This window comes from Collinsella aerofaciens (assembly GCF_028209625.1).
Taxonomy (GTDB): Bacteria; Actinomycetota; Coriobacteriia; order Coriobacteriales; family Coriobacteriaceae; genus Collinsella; species Collinsella aerofaciens_AM.
Window position 1 is genome coordinate 87796 of sequence record NZ_JAQLDU010000003.1, and the last position, 16316, is coordinate 104111.

19 protein-coding genes and 3 tRNA genes are annotated in these 16316 nt (G+C 60.2%); 21 read left to right on the forward strand and 1 reads right to left on the reverse strand.

From position 1 onward, the window contains the following. The first annotated feature begins 7 nt into the window (after nt 1-7). From PMW70_RS02380 to proC, 18 genes are all read left to right on the forward strand, one after another. Nucleotides 8-241 (forward strand): hypothetical protein, encoded by a 234-nt coding sequence (locus PMW70_RS02380; protein WP_089572694.1) that lies wholly within the window; start codon nt 8-10, stop codon nt 239-241. Next, entirely contained in the window at nt 205-768 is a 564-nt protein-coding gene (locus PMW70_RS02385; RefSeq protein WP_147349506.1) for a hypothetical protein, read from the forward strand. Before PMW70_RS02380 ends, PMW70_RS02385 begins: the two co-directional genes overlap by 37 nt. A gap of 1 nt (nt 769) precedes the next feature. Continuing rightward, on the forward strand, nt 770-988 hold the full coding sequence (locus PMW70_RS02390; protein WP_117563704.1) for a hypothetical protein: 219 nt from the start codon (nt 770-772) through the stop codon (nt 986-988). Then, complete coding sequence (locus tag PMW70_RS02395; protein WP_117563703.1) at nt 924-1460, forward strand: TadE/TadG family type IV pilus assembly protein; 537 nt, start codon at nt 924-926, stop codon at nt 1458-1460. The genes PMW70_RS02390 and PMW70_RS02395 overlap by 65 nt, the downstream gene beginning before the upstream one ends. 76 nt (nt 1461-1536) lie before the next feature. Continuing rightward, entirely contained in the window at nt 1537-3597 is a 2061-nt protein-coding gene (locus tag PMW70_RS02400) for a hypothetical protein (protein WP_271743779.1), read from the forward strand. Continuing rightward, on the forward strand, nt 3597-4073 hold the full coding sequence (locus PMW70_RS02405) for a hypothetical protein (protein ID WP_271743780.1): 477 nt from the start codon (nt 3597-3599) through the stop codon (nt 4071-4073). The genes PMW70_RS02400 and PMW70_RS02405 overlap by 1 nt, the downstream gene beginning before the upstream one ends. Beyond that, nucleotides 4070-4429 carry a DUF192 domain-containing protein gene (locus tag PMW70_RS02410; RefSeq protein ID WP_226790440.1) on the forward strand — a complete coding sequence of 120 codons (360 nt, stop codon included), beginning with the start codon at nt 4070-4072 and terminating at the stop codon, nt 4427-4429. Before PMW70_RS02405 ends, PMW70_RS02410 begins: the two co-directional genes overlap by 4 nt. Before the next feature lie 324 nt (nt 4430-4753). Continuing rightward, nucleotides 4754-5038 (forward strand): ATP-binding protein, encoded by a 285-nt coding sequence (locus PMW70_RS02415; RefSeq protein WP_118206062.1) that lies wholly within the window; start codon nt 4754-4756, stop codon nt 5036-5038. Nucleotides 5039-5161: 123 nt separating this feature from the next. Continuing rightward, nucleotides 5162-5234: transfer RNA gene (locus PMW70_RS02420), tRNA-Phe, on the forward strand. A gap of 482 nt (nt 5235-5716) precedes the next feature. Then, nucleotides 5717-6778 carry a glycoside hydrolase family 5 protein gene (locus PMW70_RS02425; RefSeq protein ID WP_055309641.1) on the forward strand — a complete coding sequence of 354 codons (1062 nt, stop codon included), beginning with the start codon at nt 5717-5719 and terminating at the stop codon, nt 6776-6778. A gap of 6 nt (nt 6779-6784) precedes the next feature. Then, nucleotides 6785-7663 carry a 16S rRNA (cytidine(1402)-2'-O)-methyltransferase gene (gene rsmI / locus PMW70_RS02430; protein ID WP_271743781.1) on the forward strand — a complete coding sequence of 293 codons (879 nt, stop codon included), beginning with the start codon at nt 6785-6787 and terminating at the stop codon, nt 7661-7663. Nucleotides 7664-7732: 69 nt separating this feature from the next. Continuing rightward, on the forward strand, nt 7733-9334 hold the full coding sequence (gene metG / locus PMW70_RS02435; protein ID WP_161156560.1) for a methionine--tRNA ligase: 1602 nt from the start codon (nt 7733-7735) through the stop codon (nt 9332-9334). A gap of 107 nt (nt 9335-9441) precedes the next feature. Further along, complete coding sequence (gene rsmA, locus PMW70_RS02440) at nt 9442-10302, forward strand: 16S rRNA (adenine(1518)-N(6)/adenine(1519)-N(6))-dimethyltransferase RsmA (protein WP_271743782.1); 861 nt, start codon at nt 9442-9444, stop codon at nt 10300-10302. Continuing rightward, nucleotides 10292-11209, forward strand: a complete 918-nt coding sequence (locus PMW70_RS02445; RefSeq protein WP_271743783.1) for a TatD family hydrolase — start codon at nt 10292-10294, stop codon at nt 11207-11209. Before rsmA ends, PMW70_RS02445 begins: the two co-directional genes overlap by 11 nt. Before the next feature lie 43 nt (nt 11210-11252). After that, nucleotides 11253-11339 (forward strand) — tRNA-Leu (locus PMW70_RS02450). Between the two features lie 288 nt (nt 11340-11627). Next, a complete protein-coding gene (locus PMW70_RS02455) occupies nt 11628-12566 on the forward strand; it encodes an SPFH domain-containing protein (protein WP_271743784.1) in 939 nt (312 codons plus the stop codon). Nucleotides 12567-12572: 6 nt separating this feature from the next. Continuing rightward, entirely contained in the window at nt 12573-13043 is a 471-nt protein-coding gene (rlmH, locus tag PMW70_RS02460; RefSeq protein WP_271743785.1) for a 23S rRNA (pseudouridine(1915)-N(3))-methyltransferase RlmH, read from the forward strand. 73 nt (nt 13044-13116) lie between these two features. Further along, on the forward strand, nt 13117-13887 hold the full coding sequence (gene proC, locus PMW70_RS02465; protein ID WP_089572672.1) for a pyrroline-5-carboxylate reductase: 771 nt from the start codon (nt 13117-13119) through the stop codon (nt 13885-13887). Nucleotides 13888-14045: 158 nt separating this feature from the next. On the opposite strand, the gene PMW70_RS02470 is transcribed toward proC, so the two are convergent. Next, on the reverse strand, nt 14046-14219 hold the full coding sequence (locus tag PMW70_RS02470; RefSeq protein ID WP_168170424.1) for a DUF6724 family protein: 174 nt from the start codon (nt 14217-14219) through the stop codon (nt 14046-14048). A gap of 111 nt (nt 14220-14330) precedes the next feature. Between PMW70_RS02470 and serS the strand changes: the two genes are divergently transcribed. From serS to PMW70_RS02485, 3 genes are all read left to right on the forward strand, one after another. After that, nucleotides 14331-15614, forward strand: coding sequence for a serine--tRNA ligase (gene serS / locus PMW70_RS02475; protein ID WP_271743786.1), 1284 nt, complete (start codon nt 14331-14333; stop codon nt 15612-15614). Nucleotides 15615-15785: 171 nt separating this feature from the next. Next, nucleotides 15786-16163, forward strand: coding sequence for a hypothetical protein (locus PMW70_RS02480; RefSeq protein WP_117583806.1), 378 nt, complete (start codon nt 15786-15788; stop codon nt 16161-16163). A 77-nt stretch (nt 16164-16240) separates the two neighbouring features. Continuing rightward, nucleotides 16241-16314, forward strand: a tRNA-Arg gene (locus PMW70_RS02485). Nucleotides 16315-16316: the final 2 nt, after the last annotated feature.

Sequence of the window (16316 nt, forward strand, 5' to 3'; positions counted from 1 at the left end):
GGAATACATGAACACGATGACTGACGCTGCTGGCAAGGTCCAGGGCTGGGCGTTTTGCCGGGCGGCACATGTTCGTCAGCGCGCCAAGGAACTATTGCAGGAGGAGAGTGCACAGGGTACCACCGAGTATGCCATCTTGGTCGGCGTGCTCGTGGTGATCGCGATTATCGCCATCGTCGCATTTAAGGGCAAGGTCCAAGATCTATGGAACGCTATCAGCGAGGGCATCAACAGCCTGTAGAGGGCGAACGCCCCGTCGGGGTGCTGCTGGTGTTTGCTTGCCTGACCGTGGCGATAGCGGCGGTGCTTTGGGGGCTTAACGCCGCGCGGCAGCAGCGTCCTGGGACCGCCTCCGATTTGGGCTCAGATTCGGCGGTGGCGTCTCAAAAAGATGAGATGCGAGATGCGGACGATTCGGATGTCGCTGTCACGGCGCAAACCTTTCTGCGGACGCTCGACAAGCGGTCTGGCACTGCGACGGATTCGCCTGAGGGCAACGCGATTGCGGTCCGGCTTGCATGGTCCGAGGACCGACCGATGACCGAAGCGGCGGCGGATATGCTGCGTGCCTATCGCGAGGTACCCACGGCGCAACTTGCTCTGAGCGGCTATCTCGACATCAAGGGAAACGTGTGGGGCGCCATCGTACGCGACGGACGCGGCTGGGTCGATATGGTGACAATTGCCGCGGATGCTGGCGATGCTTCGTGTCGTCTGCGCGCCGTGCGCCTGAGCCCGCAGGCAACGGACCCAAAGGAGGGATCGTGAAATGCATGATGTCCTGCGTGAGGAATCTGCCCAGGCGACGGTCGAATACGCCATCGTCACGGTGGCGCTGTTATCGATCGTGCTGGCGATCGCGGGGCTTTGGCGTGCCGGCACCGATGGGCGCTTGGCGGCGCTGGTTGAGCGGGCGGCATCCCATGGCGTTGCCTCGACGTCGGTTATCGACGCCGCTGCGGCCGCTAAGGACATCGCGTTGTATTGATGCCGCGCGCGAGGACCGGGCGCAGTCTACGGTCGAGGCCGCTTTTTTGCTGCCGACGTTTCTGACACTCATCCTTCTCGCGCTGCAACCGGTGTGCCTGCTCTATACGCGCGCGGTCATGGAGTCTGCCGCCGCCGAGACCGCGCGGCTCATGACCACGACGACGGCGGAGGACGACGATCTTAAGGAGTTCACCCGCCGCCGACTTGCCGCAGTGCCCAACGTTTCGATCTTTCATGCCGGCGGGCCGTTGTCGTGGGATATCGAGCTTGGCCGGGCCGGTGCGGGTGGCGTCTCGTCCGTGTCCGTTTCCGGCGAGGTCAAGCCGTTGCCTGTGATCGGTGCGTTTGCGCAGGCTATGGGTGGTACCGCCGAGGGCGGCTACGTTGAGCTCAAGGTCGATGTCTCGTATCAATCGCGTCCCGAATGGCTGGAGGGAGATTATGATTCGTGGATTGCTGCATGGGATTAGGCGCTGCCTGTTGCGGGTGACGCAAGGGTTTGCGGCCCGCCGTCGACCAGGCGCTCTCCGCAAACGAGGCGGCTTTATGGGTCGAGCCGGTATCGACCTGTTTATCGAAGACGGTGCCTACACCACGCTCTCCTCTGCGGTGGTCATCTTGGTGGTGCTCACATTGTTGTTTTCGTCGACCGCGGCGATATGGAGCATGTCGCGTGCCGGGGACGCCCAGGTGGCGGCCGATAGCGGCGCGCTGGCGGGTGCCAACGTAGTGTCGTCCTATCACACGGCTGCCACGGTGGTTGATGCGAGTATCTTGAGTCTGGGGCTGGCGGGGTTTGCCACGATCGGGACGGGCCTGGTCGCCATCCTCATCCCGGGTGCCGAGCCGGTTGCCGGCAATATGGTCGACACCGGGATCGAGATCATTAAAACGCGCAACAAGTTTGCCAAAAGCGCATCGGAAGGCTTACAGAAAATCGAGACGGCTCTGCCGTATCTGATCGCCGCGCGTGCCACGCAGGCGGTGTCGGCGCAGGATACCGATAGTGTGACCTATACCGGTACGGCGCTTGCCGTGCCCAGGACATCCGAGTCGGACTTTGCTGCGCTCAAAGGGTCAGAGATCTCGACCGATACCATTAAAGACACATCAGATGATTTAGAGGGTGCGGCCGAGGAGCTGCGGAAGGCCTCGGAGGAGACGGCGAAGGCAAAGGAGCGCGCTTGGCTGGCGGATTGTGGTGGGTCTGACAAAGGCTCGGTCGGCAGCTGTTCTTGTATGTGGGAGCGCGCAAAAAGCCTAACGGATCTTTCCGGTGTTCAAAATCCGCATTACTCATCGAGCGTTACGTGGGAGCCTCAAGTTGCCCTTGATCGCGCGAAGGACTACTACCATTGGCGTCTGACAAATGAGAAGCCCCAGGGCTCGAGTGTCGAGATGAAGGCAGAGTCTGCGGCGCGTAAGGCGTTTTATACCTATGCGAGCGCGGAGGTCGATCGGGCACATATAACCGAGAACGGAGACAGGGTCTCCTCCTATATTCCGCTGCTGCCGCGCAACTCTGATGAGGTTCGGGCGACGGAACTCTATACCGATGCGGTGTGGCCGACGAGCGTGAACGATGACAAGGCGTATCTGCATTACGGGACGACCTGCCCTAACTATAAGAAAGGGACGCCGAGCGGATTTGCTTCGGTTGCCGATTACGATGGACAGGATAAATGCAGCAAATGCCATTTTGGCGTTTTGTCGCTTGGTGCCGTTGCGGCGCCTTCAACCTCTATCGAAAACGGCTTCGAGTATCACTTTGACAAGTTTAAAGACGCCCTGGAGGACTACGTCGACTGTCGCAACAAGGAGCTCGAGCTCGAGCGTCAGACCGAGGACGAAGCCGACCGTGCGGGCAATGCGTTTGACCAGGCCATTAAAGCGCTTTCGGGCGAGCGTCCGCGTATCGCTCCGCCCGGTCGCAACGGCGTGGTTGCCTTTGCGGTTTCGGGTGCCATCTCGAGCCCCGATGAACTCAACTCTTCGTTTAACACGGCAGTCAGGCTTGGCGATCGCGGTGCCATCTCTGCCGCGGTGCTGGCGCCCGATGAGGCGACGGCGCAAAACAACGTGCTTTCGCGATTTTTCTCGACATTGAAGGAACGCTCGGGCGGCGTTGCCGGTGTGCTCGACGGCGTCATGGATGTTTGGGGGCGGCTGCTTGTGGGATACGGAGACATCCAAGGTTCGGCCGACGAACTTATGGACGAGATGATTAAGGGCCTAGGAGGGGGCAACGGCGCGTTGGGCTCCATTGCATCGTGGCTCGGCGATACCGTTTCGGCGTCCGTGGCGGCGCTGGGTTTGGAACCGTGCGACTTGCGCCTGCGAAAGCCGGTGCTGACCGATTCCGCCAACGTCATTAAGAGTCCGGGGTCTGACATTGCCGGTTTCTCTCAAGCGCAAGACAAGCTGCGAAGTATTCCGTTGGGCGTGACCGATCCCAAGGCGCTTTGCGAAGTGCTGGAATATCAAGTCGAGCGCACCATCAGCGGCACGACGTTCACGCTTGCGGAGATTCCGCTGCCCGGCGGCGGTTCCATCCCACTTACCGTCGATGTCACCACACTGGCGGGTGCCCTGGGCGGTGGGTCGTAATGGGCATCCGCACGCGCCTGTGCGAGGAGCGCGCCCAGGCGACGGTCGAGATGGCCGTGGTCACGCCCGTCCTGCTGGTTCTGGCGCTTATCGTGTACAACGTCATGGTCTTTGCCGGTGCGGTCGCACGCTTCGATCGCGTGGTGCCCGATATCGTGCTAGCACATGCCGTGGCGCCGAGCGGGGAGGGCGATGGCAGCTCCATCGATGCTTCCGCGACCGTTCAGGCTCAGATCCAACATGCCATGGAAGGCTATGACTTGCTGATCGAGGTCTCGAGCGAACAGGGTGCGACGACATCGGATGGCGGTTTGCTTTCGCTTTCCGGCACGTTTAGGACCTATACCTGCACCATGCGCTATGAGCCGTGGCCGACTTCTCTCAGCATCGCCGGCGTTTCGCTGGGGGCACCGGCAAAGTTGTCACACGAGCGCGCGGTGACGGTCGATCCGTGGCGTCCGGGGGTGGTCATGTGACCGCGGTCTCGTCCTACATCGCCTACGCGCGGGCACTCAATAGGCTGGGCTGGACGCCGGCCGAGTTTGCGGTGGCGGAGTCGTTTGCCGTGCGCCTGCGCGGCATGCTGGGACGGTGTCCGGTTGCCGCCAACGGTCTGCCGCTCGTCATGGCGTTTCCACGCTGCTCTTCGGTCCATACGTGTTTTATGGCCTATCCCATCGACATCGCCTTCATCGATGCACGTGGCTATGTCCTCGTATGCTACGAAAACGTACGTCCCTGGCGTATGTGCTCCTGCCCCGGCGCCTGGGCCGTACTAGAGCGTCCTTCAATCATTGTTTCGACCCCTGCTCTCCAACGCGTGCCGGCTTAAGAATTGGCGACAGCGGACTTTCGTCATACGAAATTGGGTAAGATGGAGGAGAGGATGCATGGATGTTGAGATCCATCCCAACGCTAAAAAGCACCTGACGGAAAAGCAGGTGCTTAGCGCTTGGCTTGCGGTTACTGAGTGCATCCGTCGCGAGTCGAAGGACGAGCCGCCGAGATAGCTTGCGATTGGATGGCTCCCAGACGGACGAAGCGTGGAGCTTGTCGCGGTCGAGCTTGTCCGTGGGTGGCTTATCATTCATGCCTTGTCTCCAGTCCAGAAGAAATTTTGGCAGGAGATTGAACGGGCTCGGCAAAGGGGTCGATGATGGGCAAGACGTATACGGCCGCTAAAGGTCAGGTTGTAACGGATGAAATGATTGACGCGTGGTGCGAGTCGTACGAGCGCGGAGAGTTTCCGGATGGCGAACATACCGTTGGTGGGATCGTGCATGGACGGCCCCCGCTCTCAGGTGAGGGGACGGCAACGTTGTCGGTCAAGATTCCTCTGGGAATGAAGGAGGCCATTCGTCGACGGGCGGCTGCCGAGGGGATGACGCCAAGTGAGTTTGCCCGTGCGGCTCTGAGCGAAAAACTTCTTGCTGCCGGCTGATGTCTCTGACGTGCCGATTTATAGAACCGAGGCTGTGCTCAAAAACTTTTTTAAAATTCTCGGTTGACCGGAACGCGTCCTTGGTTATACTAATCAAGCCTTGAAACAAGGCACACCTCAAATGGCTGGGTAGCTCAGTTGGTAGAGCAGAGGACTGAAAATCCTCGTGTCAGGGGTTCGATTCCCTTCCCCGCCACCTTGAATTGACTAGGACCTCTGCAAAGGGGTCCTTTTCTTTTATGTAGCCCTCGCACGGAATCGAACCCCGTGAGGGCGCGGAGCTGAGTAAACGCGTAAGCGTTTGCCAGCGCAGCTCGCAAGGCGCGTAAGCGCCGCAGCGGTCCGTCCGCGCAGCGCGCGGACGCGATTCCCTTCCCCGCCACCTTGAATTGACTGGGACCTCTGCAAAGGGGTCCTTTTCTTTTATGTAGGGTTCTGCGGAAACTGCGTCCCAGAATAAGGGCTCAGAACGGGACACACTTTCCGGTGCCTGCCTCCGGCGCGCGTACACACCTCGTCGCACCATTCCGAGCCCGCCCGCCCCAGACATTCCTCCCACTTTCGCGTCACTTTACAGACCGTTCGGTCGCCTGTCCGCACACGCGGGTATACTCAAAACGATACTTATCCTATGCAATACGATGCGGGTTCGACCTGCATGATCCGAAGGGGGCAGTGATGGAGAGGATACTCGGCGTTAATCTCTCTGGCTGGTTTATTCCCGAGCCTTGGGTGACCCCGTCGCTGTACGCGGCGACCGGTGCATCCAACGCGGCCGAGCTACAGGAGGCCATGGGTACCGCCGCCTATAACGAGCGCATGCGCCGCCATTACGAGACGTTTGTGAGCGAGGACGATTTTCGTCGCATGGCGCAGATCGGTCTCAATGCCGTGCGTCTGCCGGTGCCCTGGTATGCCTTTGGCTCACAGGAGTCCGATGCCTCCTACATATCGGTTGTCGATTACATCGACCGCGCAATTGAGTGGGCTGCCAAGTACGACATCCGCGTGCTGCTCGATCTGGCAACCGTGCCCGGTGGCCAGGGCGATTCCAACGATTCGCCCACCACGCCGGAGGCTGTTGCCGAGTGGCATTCGTCCACCAACGGCCGTCATGTCGCACTCGACGTGCTCGAGCGCTTGGCCGATCGCTATGGCGAGGCCGAGAGCCTGCTGGGCATTGAGCTGCTGGACACGCCGCAGATGAGCGTTCGCAAGAGCCTCTTCACCATGACGGATGGCATTCCCGCTCACTACCTGCGCAATTTCTATCGCGATGCCTACGAGCTCGTCCGTTCGTATATGCCCGAGGATAAGATCGTCGTCTTCTCGTCGTCGGGGCATCCCAGCGAGTGGAAGCATTTTATGCGCGGCGCCAAGTACAAGAACGTCTACATGGACCTTCACCTGTACCATTACCGCGACGAGTATGCGCTCGACATCACGAGCCCCCGCGGGCTGACGACGGCGATTTCGCGTAACAAGCGCGAGCTTAAAGAGGCGATTTCGACTGGGTTCCCCGTGCTGGTGGGCGAATGGTCGGGCGCGGCGATCTTTGCTAACTCGTCGGTTACGCCCGAGGGCCGCAATGCCTACGAGCGCGTGTTTATCGCCAACCAGCTGGCTTCGTTTGCGCCGGCTGCCGGTTGGTTCTTCCAAACGTGGAAGACCGAGAAGCGCATTGCAGCATGGGACGCCCGCGCGGCGCTCGGTACGCTCGAGCGCGGCATGATTGAATAGGTTGATATGACGCAAAACAGCGCCCATACGGGCAAACTCTATGTGGTCGGCACGCCCATCGGCAACCTAGGCGACCTGTCCCCGCGCGTTGGCGAGGCTTTTGCCGCCGCCGATGCGATTTGCTGCGAAGACACGCGTGTGACGTCAAAGCTGCTGATGCACCTGGGTATTTCCAAGCCGCTTGTCCGTTGCGACGAGAATGTGATCGCTAGCCGCGCTGCCGGCCTGGTCGACCGTCTGCTGGCGGGGGAGACCCTCGCCTTTGCCTCGGACGCCGGCATGCCGAGCGTGTCCGATCCCGGCCAGGCGCTGGTCGAGGCGGCGCGTGAGGCCGATGTGCCTGTCGAAGTTATTCCCGGACCCTCTGCTTGCGTCACGGCACTCGTTTCGTCCGGCATTCCCTGCGAGCATTTTTTCTTCGAGGGCTTTTTGGGCCGAAAGCACGGCGACCGTGTGCGCCGTTTGCAGCGCCTTGCCGTGGTGCCCGGCGCACTCATCTTCTACGAGTCTCCACATCGCATCGTGGCGACGCTCGAGGCTGTGGCGGAGGTCTTTCCCCAGCGTGAGGTTGCCGTCTGCCGCGAACTCACCAAGCTGCACGAGGAGGTCTTGCGCGGGCCCGCCGCCCAGCTCGAGGAAGAGCTGCGTGCTCGCGGCGAGGTAAAGGGCGAGATTGCGCTGGTCATCGCGCCGCCGAGCGAGGACGAGGATGTCGGCATCGTGCCGGTTGGCGCCGCGGCAGCGGATCCCGATGAGGCCCTGCGCGAGGATATCCGCGCCGCACTCGAGGAGGGGGAGCCCGCCTCTGCGGTGGCCAAGCGCCTGTCTCAGAAGTATTCGCGCCGCAAGCGCGATGTCTATGCCATGGTGCTCGATATGCAATAGATGGAGGATATCCAGCCCTTGCGCTAGAATCATCCCCTGTATGCAACGTTTTTCTGGAGGACAAACCCCATGGATCAAAGCAAGCCTTCGTTCTTTATCACGACGCCCATCTACTACGTCAACGCCGATCCGCACCTGGGCACGGCTTATTCCACCATCATCGCCGACGTTCAGGCTCGCTATCGCCGCTCCGCCGGCTATAACGTCAAGTTCCTGACCGGCATGGACGAGCACGGCGAGAAGGTCGCCGAGGCCGCAGCCAAGCATGGTATGACGCCGCAGGAGTGGACCGACAGCCAGGCCCCGCACTTCAAGGAGCTTTGGAGCAAGCTCGAGATTTCCAACGACGACTTCATCCGCACCACCGAGCCGCGCCAGCATCATGCCGTGCAGTACCTGTGGGAGCGCATGAAGGAGTCCGGTTACCTGTATAAGGGCAGCTACGACGGCTGGTATTGCGTGCCTGACGAGACCTACTTCACCGATACTCAGGTCCAGAAGGGCGACGAGGAGTATGGCAGCGTCGGCCAGCACCTGTGCCCCGACTGCCACCGTCCGCTTGAGCGCGTGCAGGAGGAGTCCTACTTCTTTAAGCTTTCCGCCTTCCAGGACAAGCTGCTCAAGCTCTATGACGAGCATCCCGACTTTGTCGAGCCTGCGTTCCGCATGAACGAGGTGCGCAGCTTTGTCGAGGGCGGCCTTAACGACCTTTCCGTGAGCCGCACGAGCTTTGACTGGGGCATTCAGGTCCCGTTTGACGAGGGCCACGTGACCTACGTGTGGTTCGATGCGCTGCTCAACTATATGACGGCCGTCGGCTACGGTGTCGATACCGACGAGGCGCGTGCCGAGCTGGCCTATCGCTGGCCCGCGCAGTTCCACATCGTGGGTAAGGACATCATCCGCTTCCACTGCGTCATTTGGCCCGCCATGCTCATGGCCATCGGCGAGGCCCTGCCCGAGCACGTTTTTGCCCACGGCTTCCTGACCGTGCGCAATGCCGAGACCGGCAAGGCCGAGAAGATGTCCAAGAGCCGCGGCAACGCTATCGCTCCGCAGGACGTTATCGACATGCTGGGCGTCGAGGGCTATCGCTACTACTTTATGACCGACGTCGTCCCCGGCACCGACGGCGCCATCAGCTTCGATCGCATGGAGCAGGTCTACAACGCCGACCTGGCCAACAGCTGGGGCAACCTCATCTCGCGTTCGCTCAACATGAGCGGCAAGTACTTTGACGGCTGCGCGCCCGCCAAGCCCGCATCGTTCGATGCGTTCGACAACCCGCTGGCAAAGATCGCCGACGGCCTGGTCGAGCGCTACATGGCCAAGATGGACGTGCTCGATTACGGCGGAGCCAAGGACGAGGTTATGGAGCTCATCCACGCCGCCAACCACTACATCGAGGACTCCGAGCCTTGGGCGCTTGCCAAGGATGAGGCTAAGGCTGACGAGCTGGCATTTGTGATCTACAACCTGCTCGAGGCCATCCGCATTGCCGCTCACCTGCTGATGCCGCTCATGCCTCAGACCTCTGCCGAAGCCCTGCGCCGCCTGTCCTGCGAGGACGAGGCCGCGAGCGACGACCTCAAGGGCATTTGCGCTTGGGGCCTGCTTGCCGGTGGTCAGCCCGTCGAGAAGGGCGATCCGCTGTTCCCGCGTCTGGGCTAAGACGCCGCGCGCCATATCGGCAATTTGCTGTTTAGATGTAAGGGCATGGCCGCAACGGTCCATGCCCTTTTGTTTCAAGACGCCGCCATCATGCTAAGGAGGCAACTATGACAACTTCGCCTTTGGCAAACCCCACGGCCACCAGGGAGCTGCTGGAGGAGTTTGGCCTTGCGACCAAGCATCGCCTGGGCCAGAACTTCCTGATCGACAACCATGTAATTGAGCGCATTTGCGAGCTTTCCGAGCTCACGGGCGATGAGCGCGTGCTCGAGGTTGGCCCGGGCGTTGGTACGCTCACGCTCGCGCTGCTGCAGGAGGCGGCGTGCGTCACGTCGATCGAGGCCGATCCCGAACTCGAACCGGTGCTCGATGCCCATGCCGCCGACTATGCCAACTTCCGCTTTATCATGGGCGACGCGCTCAAGGTGACGACGGGGCAGATTGAGCAGGCTGCAGGCGGTGAGCCGACGGTATTTGTCGCGAACCTGCCCTATAACGTGGCGGCGACGATCATCCTGCAGTTCTTCCAGACGATGCCCGCGCTCAAGCGTGCCGTGGTCATGGTTCAAAAGGAGGTTGCCGATCGCATTGCCGCGGTGCCGGGTAACAAGACCTATGGCGGCTACACGGCAAAGCTCGGCCTGTATGCGCAGGTTACGGGTCGCTTTGAGGTGCCGCCACGTTGCTTTATGCCGGCACCGCACGTGGACTCGGCCGTCGTGCGTATCGACCGTGTTGACGGCGTGGCGCCCGAAGGACTCGATCGCGAGTTTGTGGCCCGCGTGATTGATGCTGCATTTGCTCAGCGCCGCAAGACCATCCGCAATTCCATGAGCGCCAACGGCTTTGCCAAGGACGTGCTCGATGCCGCCTTTGAGGCTTGCGGTATCGCACCCACCACGCGCGCCGAGACGCTTGATGTTGCCGACTTTGTCCGCCTGGCCCAGGAGCTCATCCATGATGCTTAATGCCGCACGCGTGACGTTTACCAAAAAAAAGAAGACGGTTGCTTGTCCCGTGCCCTTGGCACCGCTTGCCGACACACATGCGCATCTGCTTTCGTTCTGGGGCAAGGATGTGCCCGAGACACTCGTGCGTGCCAAGGCGGCGGGCATCGACCTGTTGGTGACGGTCTTCGACCCCATCGCCGACAAGCGCAGCGTGACGGACTATAGCGACTGGCTCGTGCGCGAAATTCTGCCGATGCAGGATATCCCGCAGATCAAGTATCTTGCCGGCGTGCATCCGTATGGCGCGCCGGATTATACCGACGACATTCACGCGCAGGTTGTTGCTGCGCTTGATGACCCTTTGTGCGCCGGTATTGGCGAAATCGGTCTGGACTACCACATGGATTACGACGACGACATCACGCCGGCGCCCCACAGCGTGCAGATTGATTGCATGGCACGTCAGCTCGAAGTCGCCGTGCGCTGCAATGTGCCGGTGGAGTTGCACCTGCGGCACGAGGACTCGGATGGGGAGCGCACCTCGCATATGGATGCGTACAACGTGCTTCGTGAGGTGGGCGTGCCCCAGGCCGGTTGTGTGCTGCACTGTTTTGGCGAGGACCGCGCCACGATGGAGCGCTTTGTGGAGCTGGGCTGCTATATCGCCTATGGTGGTGCGGCCACCTTTAAGCGCAACGACGACGTGCGCGAGGCATTTGCGGCAACCCCACTCGATCGAATTTTGTTCGAGACGGATTGCCCGTATATGGCTCCGGAGCCCATCCGCGGTCTTGAATGCGAGCCCGCAATGATCTCCATTACGGCAAACGCGCTGGTTAACGACCGTGTCGATCGCACTGGTGAGGACGCCGAAACAATCGCGCATGCCGCTTGGGAAAATGCCTGCAAACTTTTTCAAAAATAGTTCTTGCGTTCGCGGTGGCGCTCCGTTATTCTAATTCCTGCACGCGGGCGTGGCGGAATTGGCAGACGCGTACGGTTCAGGTCCGTATGGGGGCAACCCCATGAAGGTTCAAGTCCTTTCGCCCGCACCATTGATTGAAAGAGCTCCCAGCAATGGGGGCTTTTTTGTTATGGGCCCACCGCGGGGACTTGAACCTGCGAAGGAGCGAGCGTAAAGAAAACGCGGAGCGTTTTTAGCGAGCTGGCGAGTCCGCCGGCAGGCGGGCGATGCCGGTGCGGATCCGCGAAGCGGATACGCGGACGTCCTTTCGCCCGCACCATTGATTGAAAGAGCTCCCAGCAATGGGGGCTTTTTTGTTATGCACGATCTCCTTGGACGGGTATCCTAATGGCAACGTGTGCCTATCAGAGGAGAGACCATGCTGTTTTCCGGTATCATCGCTGCCCTTACGAGCCTTTTGATTCCCATCATCATCCTGCTGCTGTTGCTTCCCAACGCCTGCTACGTCGTTGAGCAGCAGCACGCTGTGATCATCGAGCGCTTGGGTAAGTTCAATCGTATCGTCAACGCGGGCTTCCACGTGAAGGTGCCCGTGATTGACCGCAAGGCCGCCACGGTGAGTCTGCGCACCATGAAAAATGGTTTTGGCATCGACGTTAAGACCCAGGACAACGTGACCATTGGCCTTGAGGTCTCCGCTCAGTACCACGTGAGCTATGACATGGGCGCCGGCCCGGAAGATTCGGGCATCTACAAGAGCTACTATATGCTGCAGGAGCCCGTCGACCAGATGCGCGACTTCATCACCGACGCCCTGCGCTCCTCCATCCCCGTCTACACACTCGATGAGGTCTTTGCCAAGAAGGATGACATCGCCAAGGATGTCAACGCTACCGTTTCCGAGCAGATGGCCGCCTACGGATTCACCCTCGTGTCGACGCTCATCACCAAAATCGCACTGCCGACCGAGGTTGAGAACTCCATGAACGACATCAACGCCGCCCAGCGCAAGCGCGCTGCGGCACAGGAGCTCGCCGAGGCCGACCGCATCAAGCGCGTCACCGAGGCGACCGCCGAGGCCGAGGCTATGGAAAAGGCGGGCGAGGGCATCGCCAACCAGCGCAAGGCCATCGCGCTGGGTATCAAAGATTCGCTCGAGATCATCCAGGAGACGGGTGTCGGCAATGACGAGGCCAACCAACTGTTCATGTTTACGCAGTGGTCCGAGATGATGACGGAGTTCGCTCGCACGGGTAAAACCTCGACGGTCGTGCTGCCGAGCGACTTTTCGCAGTCGGCCTCGATGTTCGAGCAGATGCTGGCCGCCGGCAAAGTTCAAAACGATTCGAAGGAGTAGACGCGCGTGAAATACACCGTCGTTTGCGTCGGTAAGCTCAAGGAGCGCTTTTGGAAGGACGCGTGCGCTGAGTACACCAAGCGCCTAGGTGCCTATGCCAAGGTGGATATCCGCGAGGTGGCCGATATCGACCCGGCTAAGGCGGGCGGCGTGGATGCCGCGCGCGACAAGGAGGGGGCGGCGATTCTTGCCGCCTTGCCATCTCGAGCGCATGTGATCCTGCTGGCTATCGAGGGCAAGGAGCGCTCGAGCGAGGAGTTTTCGGCGAGGCTCGACGATCTTATGCTGCGAGGCAACAGCGACATTGCCTTTGTGATCGGCGGATCGGACGGCGTGAGTGATGAGGTGCGCGCCCGCGCCGACGAGATGCTCAGCTTTGGACGCATTACTTTGCCGCATAACCTGGCGCGTGTGGTGCTGCTAGAGCAGATTTACCGTGCCTGCAAGATCAGTCGTGGCGAGCCGTATCACAAATAGGTCGGCAATACGAAACAATGGCGTGGGACAATACCTTTCGTTTTGAGGAATGTGTCTGAAAGGACTATGCGATATGAAGATTGGATTTGTCGGTTTTGGCAATATGGCGAGCGCTATGGCCGATGGCTGGATCGCTGCCGGTGTAGCTGCGAGCGACATGTGCGCCTGCGCGGGTCGCTACGACGCACTGGTTGAGCGCTGCGAGGCGCGCGGCATGGTCGCCTGCCACGATGCCGCCGAGGTTGTCGCCGCATCCGATATCGTGGTCGCTGCGGTCAAACCGTACATGATCGAGAAGGTATTCGCCCCGCTCAAGGATGCTCTTGCCAAAAAGGTCGTTCTGTCGGTTGCCTGGACCTGGGACAGTGCCAAGTGGGAGCAGGTCCTGCCGGGCGTCGCGCATATCTCGACGGTGCCCAACACGCCGGTTTCGGTAGGCGAGGGCGTCATCGCCTGCGAGAAGGCTTCGACGCTTAACGACGAGCAGCGTGCTGTGGTGCTCGACCTGCTCGGTAAGCTTGGCGCTGTCGTCGAGCTCGACACAAGCCTGCTGTTTGTGGGCGGCACGGTGGGTGGTTGCGCTCCGGCGTTTGTCGCCATGGCAATCGAGGCCCTGGGCGATGCGGCGGTCAAGCACGGTATCCCGCGTGCGGATGCTTATCGCATTGTGAGCCAGATGGTGCTGGGTACGGCAAAGCTGCAGCTTGCAACTGGCCAGCATCCTGCGGCGATGAAGGATGCCGTATGCTCGCCCGGTGGTGCCACCATCAAGGGCGTCGTTGCGCTCGAGGACGCCGGCATGCGCAGCGCCCTGGTCAAGGCAATCGACGCAACCCTCCAGTAAAACCGACCAAAAAAGGGACAGGTTTATGTTGGCAGGTTTTTCCTGCGGTTTTGTCCTTTTAGCGAAAAGTGCCCCGCAACTGGCTCAATTCCAGTTGCGAGGCACTTGCGTTTGCCCAGATAAAACCGACCAAAATAAACCTGTCCCTTTTTGGCAGGTTAGTCCCAGAAGCTGTCTTCTTCGTCCTCGGACTTGGGGCCGCGGTCGACATACATCTTATGGGTGCGCTTCTCCATTACAAAGGCAATAATCGCAAACAGCAGGATGCCGCCGGCGAAAAGGATGGCAAAACCGGTGCGGGTGCCAAACAAAAAGGAAAAAACTGCGTCCATTGGGTGCCTTCTTGCGTAGTTGAGTTGGGTCGTAAACGCTCATAAGTATATACTTGCCCATACATGTACAAGGTTGCAACCTAAATGGAATGTATATCGCCGGAGGATCTAATGCTTGATATCAAGTTTGTTCGCGAGAACCCCGATGCCATCGATGTCGCCATGGCTAACCGCCAGACGTCTTGGGATCGCGAGAAGTTCTTTGAGCTCGACGACGAGCGTCGTGCCGTCATCACCGAGGTCGAGGAACTTCAAGCCACGCGCAATGCCGAGTCCAAGAAGATCGGCGCCCTGATGAAGGAGGGCAAGAAGGACGAGGCCGAGGCCGCCAAAGAGGCCGTGCGCGCCGTCAACGAGAAAATTGACGGTCTGGCCGAGCGCCGCACCGCCCTCGAGCAGGAGCAGTACGACTTCATGGCTCACCTGCCCAACATTCCTTGCGAGGCCACGCCGTACGGCAAGGACGAGGACGAGAACATCGAACGCCGTCGTTGGGGCACCCCGCGCGAGTTCGACTTCGACTTTAAGCCGCACTGGGATCTGGGCACCGACCTCGACATCCTTGACTTCGAGCGCGGGAACAAGCTCTCCGGCAGCCGCTTCACCGTTCTCGGTGGCGCCGGCGCCCGTCTTGAGCGCGCCCTCATCAACTTCTTCCTCGATACGCACACCAGCCGTGGTTTTAAGGAGTGGTGGCCGCCCATCGTCGTCAAGCGTCAGACCATGTTCGGCACGGGCCAGCTGCCCAAGTTCGAGGACGACGCCTATCACGTCTCGGGCGACAACTTCCTGATCCCCACCGCCGAGGTCGTGCTCACCAACCTGCACGCCGGTGAGGTCCTCGACGCCGATACCCTGCCGCGCCGCTACACCGCCTTCACCCCCTGCTTCCGCGAGGAGGCCGGCTCCGCTGGTCGCGATACCCGCGGCGTCATTCGCCAGCACGAGTTCGACAAGGTCGAGATGGTCAAGTTTGCCAAGCCGGAGGAGTCCGACAAGGAGCTCGAGAGCATGACCGCCGAGGCCGAGTTCCTGCTGCAGCAGCTGGGTCTTCCGTATCGCGTGATTAGCCTGTGCACCGGCGACCTGGGCTTCTCTGCCCGTCAGACCTACGACGTCGAGGTCTGGCTGCCGAGCTACAACGCCTACAAGGAGATCAGCTCCTGCTCCAACTGCGGTGACTTCCAGGCCCGTCGCGCCAACATCAAGTATCGCGACCCCGAGAACTTCAAGGGTTCGCGCTATCTGCACACCCTCAACGGTTCCGGTCTGCCGGCTGGCCGTACCATGGCAGCCATTCTGGAGAACTACCAGAACGCTGACGGCACCATCACGATCCCCGAGGTTCTGCGTCCCTACATGGGCGGCCTCGAGAAGATCGAGCCGGTCGCGTAGATTGGCTGCATAAGCGATTTGCTAGGGCACTCCTTTTTGGGGTGCCCTTTTTGTGTGCGGCCATACCATGCTGTGCGGACAGCTCAATAGAAAACACACGAACAACTGTTCTGTATACAGCCATCTACCTGCTATGCTTTTGCTAAATAAGAGCGAGAGAAAGGGGACGCGATGGAGCTGTTTGATGATCGGGTGGTTTTGTTTGAGAGCGACGAGGGCGGGGAGTACCTGCTTGTGACGTGTGAGCCGTCTGGCATGGGTGGCCTGGTGGTTCGACAGACGAGCGAGGGTCCGTTGACCCAATGGTGCTACGAGGAGTCGCCGCATGTGGTTGAGACGTTTGTGGCGCACGAGGGGCTTGTGGCCCTGGAGCATTTCTATGGGGTCCGGACATCTAACCAGGTTGCTCGCATGTTGAGTATCTCGTTTGCCGATTATGATTGTGCCCAGCGGGTGAGATCGCTCCTGAGGGAACTTGATGCTAAGTTTGACGTGATCGAAAAGCCAATCGATCGTACGGGGAACGACGGTATATGCGGAGCAGCATGACAAAACTGCGTTTCACAAAAAAGTTTGAGATTGTGCTTGACTCCAATAAGCTAAAGTGGTTTTATATGTCTTGCGCTGCGGCGTTACCTCAGCTGGATAGAGGGTCTGACTACGAATCAGAACGTCATAGGTTCGAATCCTATACGCCGCACC

Bases quoted from the DNA above. Each gene is read 5' to 3' on its own strand.
- PMW70_RS02380 (WP_089572694.1), top strand. From the start codon at position 8: ATGAACACGATGACTGACGCTGCTGGCAAGGTCCAGGGCTGGGCGTTT.
- PMW70_RS02405 (WP_271743780.1), top strand. From the start codon at position 3,597: ATGGGCATCCGCACGCGCCTGTGCGAGGAGCGCGCCCAGGCGACGGTC.
- rsmI (WP_271743781.1), top strand. From the start codon at position 6,785: ATGACGCAAAACAGCGCCCATACGGGCAAACTCTATGTGGTCGGCACG.
- PMW70_RS02445 (WP_271743783.1), top strand. From the start codon at position 10,292: ATGATGCTTAATGCCGCACGCGTGACGTTTACCAAAAAAAAGAAGACG.
- PMW70_RS02390 (WP_117563704.1), top strand. From the start codon at position 770: ATGCATGATGTCCTGCGTGAGGAATCTGCCCAGGCGACGGTCGAATAC.
- PMW70_RS02385 (WP_147349506.1), top strand. From the start codon at position 205: ATGGAACGCTATCAGCGAGGGCATCAACAGCCTGTAGAGGGCGAACGC.
- rsmA (WP_271743782.1), top strand. From the start codon at position 9,442: ATGACAACTTCGCCTTTGGCAAACCCCACGGCCACCAGGGAGCTGCTG.
- metG (WP_161156560.1), top strand. From the start codon at position 7,733: ATGGATCAAAGCAAGCCTTCGTTCTTTATCACGACGCCCATCTACTAC.
- PMW70_RS02400 (WP_271743779.1), top strand. From the start codon at position 1,537: ATGGGTCGAGCCGGTATCGACCTGTTTATCGAAGACGGTGCCTACACC.
- PMW70_RS02395 (WP_117563703.1), top strand. From the start codon at position 924: ATGGCGTTGCCTCGACGTCGGTTATCGACGCCGCTGCGGCCGCTAAGG.
- serS (WP_271743786.1), top strand. From the start codon at position 14,331: ATGCTTGATATCAAGTTTGTTCGCGAGAACCCCGATGCCATCGATGTC.
- PMW70_RS02455 (WP_271743784.1), top strand. From the start codon at position 11,628: ATGCTGTTTTCCGGTATCATCGCTGCCCTTACGAGCCTTTTGATTCCC.
- PMW70_RS02480 (WP_117583806.1), top strand. From the start codon at position 15,786: ATGGAGCTGTTTGATGATCGGGTGGTTTTGTTTGAGAGCGACGAGGGC.
- PMW70_RS02470 (WP_168170424.1), bottom strand. From the start codon at position 14,219: ATGGACGCAGTTTTTTCCTTTTTGTTTGGCACCCGCACCGGTTTTGCC.
- PMW70_RS02425 (WP_055309641.1), top strand. From the start codon at position 5,717: ATGGAGAGGATACTCGGCGTTAATCTCTCTGGCTGGTTTATTCCCGAG.
- PMW70_RS02415 (WP_118206062.1), top strand. From the start codon at position 4,754: ATGGGCAAGACGTATACGGCCGCTAAAGGTCAGGTTGTAACGGATGAA.
- proC (WP_089572672.1), top strand. From the start codon at position 13,117: ATGAAGATTGGATTTGTCGGTTTTGGCAATATGGCGAGCGCTATGGCC.